The 11,348-nt window shown below is 63.1% G+C and carries 9 protein-coding genes; 4 read left to right on the forward strand and 5 right to left on the reverse strand.

Features of this window, described 5'->3' with window-relative positions:
* Window positions 1–2,093, forward strand: a 2,093-nt coding sequence (locus BEN49_RS04995; RefSeq protein WP_070741621.1) for a putative porin, incomplete at its 5' end; no start/stop codon positions are given.
* A 136-nt stretch (window positions 2,094–2,229) separates the two neighbouring features.
* On the forward strand, window positions 2,230–2,820 hold the full coding sequence (locus BEN49_RS05000) for a MiaE family protein (protein ID WP_070741624.1): 591 nt from the start codon (window positions 2,230–2,232) through the stop codon (window positions 2,818–2,820).
* 73 nt (window positions 2,821–2,893) lie between these two features.
* On the opposite strand, the gene fahA is transcribed toward BEN49_RS05000, so the two are convergent.
* From fahA to BEN49_RS05025, 5 genes are all read right to left on the reverse strand, one after another.
* A complete protein-coding gene (gene fahA / locus BEN49_RS05005; protein ID WP_070741627.1) occupies window positions 2,894–4,180 on the reverse strand; it encodes a fumarylacetoacetase in 1,287 nt (428 codons plus the stop codon).
* A gap of 113 nt (window positions 4,181–4,293) precedes the next feature.
* On the reverse strand, window positions 4,294–4,530 hold the full coding sequence (locus tag BEN49_RS05010; RefSeq protein ID WP_070741633.1) for a NifU family protein: 237 nt from the start codon (window positions 4,528–4,530) through the stop codon (window positions 4,294–4,296).
* Window positions 4,531–4,550: 20 nt separating this feature from the next.
* Window positions 4,551–5,651 carry an Mrp/NBP35 family ATP-binding protein gene (locus tag BEN49_RS05015; RefSeq protein WP_070741636.1) on the reverse strand — a complete coding sequence of 367 codons (1,101 nt, stop codon included), beginning with the start codon at window positions 5,649–5,651 and terminating at the stop codon, window positions 4,551–4,553.
* Window positions 5,652–5,730: 79 nt separating this feature from the next.
* A complete protein-coding gene (locus BEN49_RS05020) occupies window positions 5,731–7,575 on the reverse strand; it encodes a glycoside hydrolase family 2 protein (protein ID WP_070741640.1) in 1,845 nt (614 codons plus the stop codon).
* Between the two features lie 307 nt (window positions 7,576–7,882).
* Window positions 7,883–9,160, reverse strand: coding sequence for an asparagine synthetase B (locus BEN49_RS05025; RefSeq protein WP_070741643.1), 1,278 nt, complete (start codon window positions 9,158–9,160; stop codon window positions 7,883–7,885).
* A 265-nt stretch (window positions 9,161–9,425) separates the two neighbouring features.
* On the opposite strand from BEN49_RS05025, the gene BEN49_RS05030 reads away from it, so the two are divergent.
* Window positions 9,426–10,664, forward strand: a complete 1,239-nt coding sequence (locus BEN49_RS05030; RefSeq protein WP_070741646.1) for an ABC transporter permease — start codon at window positions 9,426–9,428, stop codon at window positions 10,662–10,664.
* Between the two features lie 155 nt (window positions 10,665–10,819).
* On the forward strand, window positions 10,820–11,348 hold a 529-nt coding region (locus tag BEN49_RS05035), incomplete at its 3' end, for a hypothetical protein (protein WP_141765615.1).

The following is an 11,348-nucleotide window of genomic DNA, read 5'->3' on the forward strand; positions in this document are numbered from 1 at the left end:
GTTTGCGCTACTTCCTTTTCCTTCTGCATTTGCTGAGCCGCGGCCGGCGTGGGGGCCCTGCCGGGGCCCTGCTGCTGGCCGCGGCGCTGCTGCTGGGGGCCCCGGCGGCCCACGCCCAGGTCGTCGACGACTCAACCAAGGTGCTGTACGGGCCCAAAACCACCCGCGTCATCTACGAGGCCGAGGTGTTGCACGACTCCACGGCCGGCCTGCCCGTCGATACCAGCCTGGTGAAGCTGCCGCAAATCCGGTTCTGGATGCACGATTCCACGTTTCAGCAGGATTTGGGCACGGTGGGCTCGGCCTCGCGGCCGCTGCTCTACCAGCCCAACTTGGAGCTGGGGGCCCGGCTGGGGCGCAACGTGTTCGATAAATACGCCCGCACGAGCAGCGACATCCCGTACTACGACAGCCGCTCGCCGTACTCGTTTTTCCGGATTTTGCAGTCCACCTCGGGCGAGCAGGTGTTTGAAATCAGCTACAGCCGCAGCCTGAAAAAGAACTTCAGCGTGGGGGCCGCCTACGAGCGCATCGCGTCGAATAAAATCATTGGTACCACCTCGGGGGCCGTGGGCGGGGTGGGCCTGGTGGAGCACAACAACCTGCTGTTCTTCACCCGCTACCAGTCCGAAAACGGCCGCTACCGCCTGCTGGCCAACATCAACACCAGCCGCCAGCGCGCCGTGGAGCAGGGCGGTGTGTACCCGCGCGACACAGAATTGGCTGACACTGTGGTTCGATACCCCGGCAACCTGTTCAACTATTCCAGCGAGCGGGTGTACTTGTTGCAGGCCCAGAATACCGAAAACCGCGACCAGTTCCACGCCTTCCAGAGCTACCGGCTGCTGGGCCGGGGCCTGACGGCCTACCACGTGCTCGATTTTAAGCACCAGTTCAACAGCTTCTCCGACGGCCTGCTGCCGCGCAACCCCGCCACCACGGCCCTGCTGTTCTACCCGGGCACGCCGCTGCGCACCCTCACCAGTACCCTCGACCGGGTGGATTACAAGCAGGTAGAGAACACCTTTGGCCTGCTGGGCCATACCAATGCGCTGGGCAACACCGCCGTGGAGTACCGCGTGTACGGGCGGCTGCGCAACGCCTGGCTGGCGGCCTATTCCGATACATCTTACGTTATTCAACCCACTACACCGAGCGGAGTGCCCACGGCCGCCACCCGGCTGGAGCGGGTGCAAAGCCGTAATTATCTCGAGGAGTTTGTGGGTGGTACGGCAGCTTTTAATTACCGCGGCAGTTACGCAGTGGAAGTAGCCGGAGAACTCAAAGTGCCTAATTTAGCGTTGTTGAGTGACAGTATTTTTCGAACGATACGCAACAGTGAGTACTGGCTGCGCGGCACGGTACGCACTGGGCCCCTATCGGGTGAAATACTAATCACCTCATATTCGCCTACGCTCACACAACGCGAATTTTCAGGTAATCATTACGAATGGCAATACGCAGATAAAAACGGTAACGCCACGTTTAAAAACACGTCAACTCAGCAGTTCACGGGCCGGCTGCGGCAGGCGCTGCCGGGCTTCGCCGACCACCTGTTCGAGGCCAGCGCGTCGTTGGTGAATCTGGTTAATTATGTATACTACGATTCGACTGGGAGGCCCAACCAACTTGGTGCCTCCAAGCAGCTCATTATTGCCTCGGCGCGGCACCGGGTGCGGTTCGGACGGTTTGGGTTTGATAACCAGGGCACGTACACCCGCGGGGCCGGAAATGAGAGCGAGGCACTGCGCATTCCGGCCCTCGTCACCGAGTCGCGGGCGTACTACCAGAGCTACATTTTTGGCCGGGCCATGTTCACGCAGGTGGGCCTGGAGTTCTATTACCAGTCCCGGTTCAAAGGCTACAACTATAGCCCCAGCACGCAGCAATTTTACTTGCAGGACGATTTTACCATCCGCAACTACGCCGTGGCCAGCGCCTTTTTCGCGGCCGATATCAAAACTGTGTCGGTGTTTCTGAAAGTGCCCTACCTCAACCAGGGCCTGTCCGGGCAGGGCTATTTCGCCTCGCCGTTCTACCCCGCGTACCCGCGCCGCCTCCAATTTGGGCTGAACTGGAAGTTCTTTAATTAAATCGCTGATTAAACTGATTAACCGTGATTTTGCTGATGATAAATTCCCGTTGTCAATGAATTAAATCAATGGTTAATCAGTGGAAATTAATTAATAAAAAAATCAGCGAAATCACGGTTAATCGGTTTAATCAGCGATGAAAACAATACTAAAGCTCAAGCTGAACACCGACCCGCGGTGGGTGGACATTGCCAGCAAAAACATTGAGGATATCCTCGTCGACCACGCCTGGTGCGAGCAGAAAGCGGCTAGCACCGGCATCAGCATGATCATCCACTACCCCGAAAAAACCCGGCTGGTGGACGAGCTGACGCTGCTCGTGGCCGAGGAGTGGGGCCACTTCGAGCGCGTGTTGGATGAGCTGCGCAAGCGCGGTTTTGCGCTGGGCCGCCCGCGCCGCGATGAGTACGTGGTACAGCTGCTGGCCCACGTGCGCAAAGGCGGGGCCCGTGAGCGCCAGCTCCTGGACCAGCTCCTCGTGTCGGCCCTCATCGAAGCGCGCAGCTGCGAGCGGTTCAAGCTGCTCTGGAACCACATTCCCGACCCCGACCTGAGCCAGTTCTACTACGAGCTGATGGTATCAGAAGCCGGCCATTTCGTGAGCTACGTCGACCTTGCTAAAGAATACTGCGCCGACTACGACGTGGACGCCCGCTTGCAGGAGCTGCTAAAAATCGAGGGCGACATTGTAACAAACCTGCCCGTGCGCGACGACCGAATGCATTGACAATGAGTGAGGTGGTGAATGAGCGAATGAGTGATTGTTATTTCGTAAATCACTCATTCGCTCATTCACCACCTCACTCATTCACTCCTTGAATCATCCCGCTTACTTCGCCGAAACCGATGCGCACACCGTCGGCTTCGGCGTAGGCGCGCAGCGTTACGGTGTCGCCGTCGAGCAGGAAGGCGCGGGTGGTGCCGTCGGCCAGGGGCACGGGCTGGGTGCCGCGGGTGGCCAGCTCCAATAGCGAGCCAAAGGCGCCGGGGTCGGAAATGGTGCCTGAGGCGCACACATCGCCCACTTCCAGGTTGCAGCCGTTGGAAGTGTGGTGGGCCAGCTGCTGGGCCATGCTCCAGTACAGGCCCTGGAAGGTGGGGCGGGCCAGCACCGTTTCGGGGCCCCCGGCGGGTGCCAGGGCGGCTTCGAGCTGAATGGCGAAGTGGTGGTCGCCGGTGGTTTGCAGGTAGGGCAGGGGCGCGGGTTCCTGCGCCGGCCCGGCGGTACGGAAGGGCTCCAGCGCATCAAGCGTGACCACCCAGGCCCCCAGGCTGCTGCCGAAGTTCTTGCCTAGGAAGGGCCCCAGCGGCGCATATTCCCAGCTTTGCAGGTCGCGGGCGCTCCAGTCGTTGAACAGGCACAGGCCGAAGATGTGGTTCTCGGCCTCTTCGGCGGCTACGGGCGTGCCCAGGGTGGAAGCAGTGCCCACAATAAAGGCCATTTCCAGCTCAAAATCGAGCTGCTGGCTGGGGCCGAAGGTGGGCGCATCGTCACCCGGCAGCAGCATTTGGCCCTGGGGCCGCCGGATGGGCGTGCCGCTGACCACAATGCTGCTGGCGCGGCCGTGGTAGGCCACCGGCAGGTGCCGCCAGTTGGGCAGCAAGGGGTTTTCGGGGCCCCGGAACAGCGTGCCCACGTTGACGGCGTGCGTCAGGCTGCTGTAGAAATCGGTGTAGTTGGCGGGCTTCACGGGGCGCAGCATCGTTACGTCGCGCTGGCGTACCAGGGCGGCGCGGGCGGCCTCGGGGTGGTCGCGCAGGTCGGCGTTGTCGTGGCGCAGCAGCTCGCTCACGCGCTGGCGCACGGCCCGCCACGCGGAGCGGCCGAGCCGCAGAAACCCGTTCAGCGAGCGGCGGCGAAACACCCGCGGTTGGGCGTCGCCCAACTCGGTGAGGTCGTCGAAAAAGCCGAACGAACTGAGCACGTACAAGTCCAGCACGTAGTCGCCAATGGCCACCGCGAGGCGGGGGCCCCGCTCGTCGGTTTCGAACACGCCAAACGGCAGGTTTTGGATGGGGAAATCGTGCTGGAACGGGATGTCAATCCAGGCGCGCAGGCTGGGGTCGTTCAGGGCGGAAGCGGACATGCAAAGGGGGTAAGCCCCTACAAACGAATACCCCGGGTTGGGGTTGCGGCTGCCACGCTGAGCGCGCGCAAGCTGCAACCCCAACCCGGGGTAAATAATTGTTGGTTAAAAGCTTACTTAGCCTCTACGGCCGTGATTTCGGGCACGGCTTTGCGCACGGTGTCTTCGAGGCCAGCGCGCGTCATCGGCGACATGGGGCAGGCGCCGCAGGCGCCCTCCCATTCGAGCTGGAGCACGCCTTCGGCGGTGATGTTGGCCACGCGCACGTTGCCGCCGTCGGTGGCCAGGTAAGGGCGCAAATCGTCCAGGGCGGCTTCGATGCGGGGCAACAGGGGATGGTCGAGGGTCATTGGGGTGGAATTAAAGCAGGCTAGCGCTGCATTTCTACAACGGTCGTTTTGGGTGCAATGTTGTTGCGAATACTTACTTGCCGGGCCACGGCCTCGGCTAAGTTCGCAAAGGCCTGGCCGACGGCCGACGTGGCATCGAGCACGGCGGGCCGGCCCTGGTCGCCGTCCTCGCGGATGCTCTGCACCAGCGGCAGCTGGCCCAGCAGGGGCACGTCGTGCAGTTGGGCCAGGCGCTGGCCGCCGTTTTCGCCGAAGATAAAGTATTTATTGTCGGGTAGCTCATCCGGCGTGAACCAAGCCATGTTTTCAACGATGCCCAGCACGGGCACGTTGATTTGGGGCTGGCGGAACATCTGGAGGCCTTTCTGGGCGTCGGCCAGGGCCACGCGCTGCGGCGTGGTCACAATCACGGCCCCCGTCACGGGCACCGACTGCACCAGCGTGAGGTGAATGTCGGAGGTGCCGGGCGGCAGGTCGAGCAGCAGGTAGTCCAGCTCGCCCCACTCCACTTCGGTGATGAACTGCTTGAGCGCCGACGAGGCCATGGGGCCCCGCCACACGATGGCGCTTTCGGCCGGGGCCAGGAAGCCGATGCTCATCAGCTTCACGCCGTAGCGCTCAATGGGCTGGATGAGGTTCTTGCCGTTGGGGCCCTGGAACACGTGCGGCTTGGAATCTTCCACCCCGAACATCAGCGGCATACTGGGGCCCGAAATGTCGGCATCGATGAGGCCCACCTTGGCGCCCGAGGCAGCCAGCGCCACCGCCAGGTTGGCCGTAACGGTGCTTTTGCCCACGCCGCCCTTGCCCGAGGCAATGGCGATGATGTTCTTCACGCCGGGCAGCAATTCGTTGTTGTTGCGCAGCGTGGTCACGCGCGAGGTCATGGTAATCACCACGTTGGCATCCTTGTCCACCATCGTGTGGATGGCCCGCTCGCAGGCGTCGTGGATGAGTTGCTTGAGGGGGCAGGCCGGCGTCGTCAGCACCACCGTGAAGGCCACGGTAAGGCCGTCAATGTGCACGTCCTCAATCATTTTGAGGGTTACGAGGTCCTGGCCCAGGTCGGGCTCCTCCACGTAGCTCAGGGCCTTAAAAACAGCTTCTTCGGTTATCGGCATCTTGGGTGCGGCGCCCGTTGGTGGCGCTGTGCAAAGATAACCCGCGGGCGGGGCCAGGGGTTCGGCCCCGCCCGGTTAGTTATTCGCCATGCGGGTCTGCGGGCACCTCAACCTGCGAGGCCAGCACGCCGGCCGGCACTTCCAGCTCGCCGGTGTGGAAGTTGATGAGGCCGTTGCGCTCGTCCTCGATGTTGGTGGCCTGGGTGTACACGTCGCCGGCGATGGAGCGCTGGCGCAGCTCGTGCTTGAAGGCGCGGATGCTGTTGGTGCGCGCCTCGGCGTCGGCGGGGCCCCCGTAGTCGGAGAAGCCGAAGCCGCCCCACTCGCTCACAATCAGCGGCTTCTGGCAGCGGTAGAAGAACGGGTCGCCCACCACGAGCGGGAAGGCGGCGGTGCCATCCAGCTCGCCGCGCACGAGGCGGTCGAGCAGCTCCTGCCAGCGGCCCAGGTCGGGGGTGTAGAGGTGGGCCGTGAGCAGGTCGGACTGCAAGCGGCCGTGGTCGGAAATGTGGTGCCAGCCGTCGTTGTCCACCACCAAAAACTGCGGGTGGTTGATTTGCATATAGTGGTACATTTCCACGATGTAGGCCCGGGTTTCGGGGTTCGTGGCGATGTCCTGGCAGCCCCAGTCTTCGTTATAAAGGCTCCAGATGACCACCGAGGGGTGCGACTGCATCAGGGCCAGCATGCGCAGTAGCTCGGCGCGGTGGTTTTGGCGGCTGCGGGTGGTGGAGCTGTGCGGGCTGGGCACCTCCACCCACAGCAGCAGGCCCAGCTCGTCGGCCAGGGCGTACAGGCGCGGGTCGATGCCGGCGATGTGCACCCGCACCAGGTTGCAGCCCAGCTCCTGCATGGCGTAAAAGTGGCGGCGGATTTCCTCGTAGGTAGCCGTACCGGGCTGGTAGAGAATGCCGTCGAGGTACACGGGCGCGTTGTTGAGGTACACGCGGCTGCCGCGGCTCTCAATTTTGCGCAGGCCGAAGTCCGTCTCAATCTGGGCCGCGTAGCCTTCCTGGTCGATGAGCTGGGCCACGAGGCGGTACAGATTGGGGGCCCCGGGCTGCCACAGGCGGGCCCCGGGTACCTCCATTACCACGCGCTGCTCGCGCTGCCCGGCGGCGAGGCGCAGCGGAAAGTCGGCGGTGGCCAGCGGGCCGGGGGCTTCGTCGGCGTTGCCAAATACCTGGAGGCGCAGCGTGTAGGGCCCCGGGTCCTGGATGCGGGTGCTAAGATTGAAGCGCACCAGCCGGTCCTCAATCACGCTCTCGACGCCCACGCGCGAGCGCAGGCGGTTGCGCTCCACCATTTCCAGCCACACGCTGCGCACGGCCCCGGTCTGGGTTTGGTACCAAATGCCGCCGCGCTTGTACACGTGCGATTCCTGCTTGCCGCGGGGCGTTTCGGCGTCCATCGTGTCGGCAATGCGCACCGTGAGGCGGTTGACGGGCTGCAACAGGCCGGGCCGCAGCTCGAACGAGAACGAGGTATACTCGCCGTAGTGCACGTCCTCGCCCTCGATGGTGCGCAGCAAATGGCCGTTCAGCCACACGCGGGTTTCGTAGCCGCAGGCCCCAAACGTGAGCTGAAACAGCGAATGCTTGTCGGCGGCGTCGCGCTCAGGCAGGTGGAATTCGCGCTCGTACCAGGCCACCACCTGGTCTTGCCACACGGCGGGGTGGGTTTGGTCCTTGGCGGCGGCCATGTGCTCCTCCACCGAGCCGGGCCAGTTGGCAATACCATCGTAGGCGTGGCCCAGGGCCCAATCGTCGTTCAGGCCAACGTCTTGGTAGTCAACGGCGAAGCGCCATTCGCCGTCCAGCAGTAGGTAATTGTTGTCGCGCACCACGGCGCGGGGCAGGGGGTTGGCCAGGTGCGGGTCGTGGCTGAGGGTCGAAAACCCGTAGTTGGGAGCGGGGGGGAGCATGAATAAAAAATAAGGACGAATAATAGGATAGGGCCGCAAGGTGGGCAGAAACCACGAAACGAACTAGGAAAAGTTATAGTATAGAATCAATGGAACCAGGCAAAAATCCGGTCAAAAAAAACCAACGGCACACTGTATCAACGCAAAAAGCGGTCCTCCCGCGGCCGCGGCCCACCTAATGGGATTTGGCCAGTGGGCGAACCGCTTTTTGCGTTGACACGGCGTGCTACTTTAACTTCTAAAAGTCCTTAATTATTTACAAATCAGCGAACTTGTTTTTTGCTTCCGTTTCCGCAGCCAAGCCCGGCTAGGTTTTCTGCTTCTTCTTTTTGGCCGCCGGAAACAGGATATTATTCAAAATCAAGCGGTAGCCGGGCGAGTTGGGGTGCAGGGCTAGGTCGGTGGGCTCCTCGCCCACCAGGTGCTGGTAGTCTTCGGGGTCGTGGCCGCCGTAAAACGTCCAGGTGCCCTTGCCCAGCGTGCCGTGCAGGTAGCGCACCTCGCCGTCCTGCTTGGTGTCGCCCATCACCACCACGTCGGGCTTCACGAGGCCCTTGCGGAAGGCCGTGGTCTGGCCCATAAAGCCCTTGATGACCTTCTCGTGGTTCTGGGTGAGCATGGTGGGCACGGGGTCGTACTTGGCCGAGAAGGTGAAGAGCTGGAAGTAGTCGTTCTGCTCGCCCAGGCCCCGCTCGAAGGGCTCCATGTCGATGTTGGAGTACTCGTAGCGGTAGGGGTCGCGCACGAGCTGGAAGTTCTGGAAGGCCAAGCAGCGGTTGAAGTTGAGCTTGCCCTGGGCCTGCGGGTCGGCGGGGTCGCCGTCGTACATGCTCTCCACCATGTCCACGCCCAGGCCGGCCAGGGCGATGTCGTAGCTGTCGGTGGCCGAACACATGGCGAACAAAAAGCCGCCCCCGGCGATGAATTCCTGCATCTTCACGGCCACCGTGGCCTTCATCTGGCTCACCTTGCCAAAGTTGTTGCGCTTGGCGGCCGCCTCGGCGTCGCGCACCTGCTGCTGGTACCAGGGGTAGTTGCGGTAGGTGGCGTAAAACTTGCCGTACTGGCCCGTAAAGTCCTCGTGGTGCAGGTGCAGCCAGTCGTACTTGGGCAGCACGCCGCCCAGTATTTCGTCGTCGTAAATCTTGTCGTACGGAATCTCGGCGTATTCCAGCACCAGCGTCACGGCGTCGTCCCAGGGCTGCTTACCCTTGGGCGTGTACACCGCAATTTTGGGCACCTTCTCCAGCTTCATGATGTCCATGTTGGCGTTGGCATCGGCGATTTCGGCCAGAATGCCGCTGTACTGCGCCTCGCTGATGACCGAGTAGTTCACGCCGCGGGCGGCCAGCTCGGTTTCGGCCCCCGGCGTCACGTCGAAGGCAAACGCGCCGCCGCGGTAGTTCAGCAGCCAGTCCACGGGCACTTCGCGCTGCAACAGCCAGAACGCCACTCCGTAGGCCTTCAGGCACTCCTTCTGGGTGTTGTCCATCGGGATGAGCACGTGGTTGGCGCGGGCCGCCAGGGGCCCTAGCAGGCCGGCCAGCAGCAGCCAGAACGAAAGGGCAAGGCGCTTGAATAGCATAGATTTATCAGAGGGATGGGGAAATTATGGATAGCGTCCCGGGCCGTCATGCGGAACGCAGTAAAGCATCTTCACTGCGGCAATAAACCACGATTGGTTAGCGGGAAGAACACTTTATTGCGTTCAATATGACGGGTTAAGTACGTGCAAAAGAATGCCCCCGCAACGAGGCGGTGGCAATGCTGGTTCAAGTTAGGCGCCGGCCGCCGAACTTTGGCGCGGCCCGGGGCCCCCCGCCGGGCCCCACCGCCCGCCCCGCCGCCCTATGAACCTGCTCGAAAACATCCGCGAAGCCTTCCGCTCCATCCGCAGCAACCTGTTGCGCACGGTGCTCACGGCCCTCATCGTCAGCATTGGCCTCTTTGCCCTGGTGGGCATCCTCACCAGCATCGACGCCATGAAGAACTCGCTGAACGCGACGTTTGCCAGCCTGGGCAGCAACTCGTTCGAAATCCGGGCCAAGGGCTACAACAACCGCTCGCGCCGCGGCGGCGTGGCCGGCAAGCAGTACCCGGCCCTCACGCTGCTCCAGGTGCGCCAGTACAAGGCCCAGGTGGGCACCGAGGCCGAGGTGGGCGTGTCGGCCTTTATTTCAGGAGCCACCGAGATGAAGGCCAACGGCGAAAAAACCAACCCCAACATGCAGGTGGTGGCCGGCGACGAAAACTACCTGCGCATCCAGGGCTACAACCTGGCCCAGGGCCGCAGCTTCTCGCAGGGCGAGCTCACGCGCGGCGCCAACGTGGCCATCGTCGGCGACGAAATCCGCGAGAAGCTATTTCCGCGCCAAACCCCGGTGGGGCAGTACGTGACGGCTTTGGGCCGGCGCTTCCTCATCGTGGGCCTGCTGGCGCCCAGCGGCAGCACCATGGGCGGGGGCGGGGCCGACCGCCTAGCCCTGCTGCCGCTTGAAACCGGCAACCAGCTGCCCCGCACCGGGGCCCTCACCTACGCCCTGAAAACGGCCAGCACCCGCCCGGCCCTGCTGCCGTACCTGCTCGACCAGGCCACCGGCATCATGCGCAACGTGCGTCACGACCGCCTGGGCCAGCCCGACTCGTTCGAGATTGAGAGCAGCGACTCGCTGGCCAACACCCTCGACGAGCTATCGGGCAAAATGCGGGTCGGGGGCGGCATCATCGCCTTCATCACCCTGCTCGGGGCTAGCATTGCCCTGATGAACATTATGCTCGTGTCCGTGACGGAGCGCACCCGCGAAATTGGGGTGCGCAAGGCCCTGGGGGCCACGGCGGTCCAGATTCGGCAGCAGTTCCTCATCGAGGCCATCGTGATTTGCGTGCTCGGTGGGGCCCTGGGCATCGGCCTGGGCGTGCTCGGCGGCAACGGCGTGGCGCTGCTCATCGGCAGCGGCTCGTTTTACGTGCCGTGGCTGTGGATGATGGTGGGCCTGGTTATCTGCGTGAGCGTGGGCCTGCTCTCGGGCTCGTACCCGGCCGGCAAAGCCGCGGCCCTGGACCCCATCGAAAGCCTGCGCTACGAGTAGGACCGCAGATTTAACGGATTCTAACGGATGAAACGGATTTTCTGGGGTTCCGCCCGGGCACTGCGCGGGCTGGGAATTTGGGTGGGATCGGGCCTGCTGGGGCCCCGGCGCGGGCGCAGTCCGTGGCGGCTGGCCGGGCACGGGTATATACTATTTTGGAAGGCAAATTCGCCGTGCCGCAGGTGAAGCTGCCGGACGCCGCCGTGGCCCGGCGCATCAACCGGGCGCTGCTCCGGCTGATTGTTGGGGCCCAGACGGATAACGTCGATTCGCTGGGTACGGCCCAGCAGCAGCTGCGCCGGGCCGACCGCGAAAGCCGCTACGATGCCGAAGCAAAGGTTTTGCGCTCCTACGGCCAGGGGTTTGTGGGCGCCGACTACAAGGTGTTGCTAGACCAGCAGTTTCTGCTCTCGTTCGCCTTTGAATATCTGGGGCCGTATCCTTCGCAATCGACCCAACACGCAACCTTTGACCCGCGCACCGGCCGCCAGTTCCGGTTGACGGACCTCATCGCCGATGCCCCCGCCCAACTAACGCTGCGAATGCAGGGCGCCATCAACCGGCGCGTGGGCGAACACCTGGGCCAGCTGGCCCAGGTGTTCGCCAACAAGGACGAGATGACCTACTTGGTCGAGCGCTTCCATTGGCGCGCCGGCGCTCGGCGGGGCCCCATCGGCGCGGCCG

It is taken from the genome of Hymenobacter coccineus, assembly GCF_001816125.1.
Classification (GTDB): domain Bacteria; phylum Bacteroidota; class Bacteroidia; order Cytophagales; family Hymenobacteraceae; genus Hymenobacter; species Hymenobacter coccineus.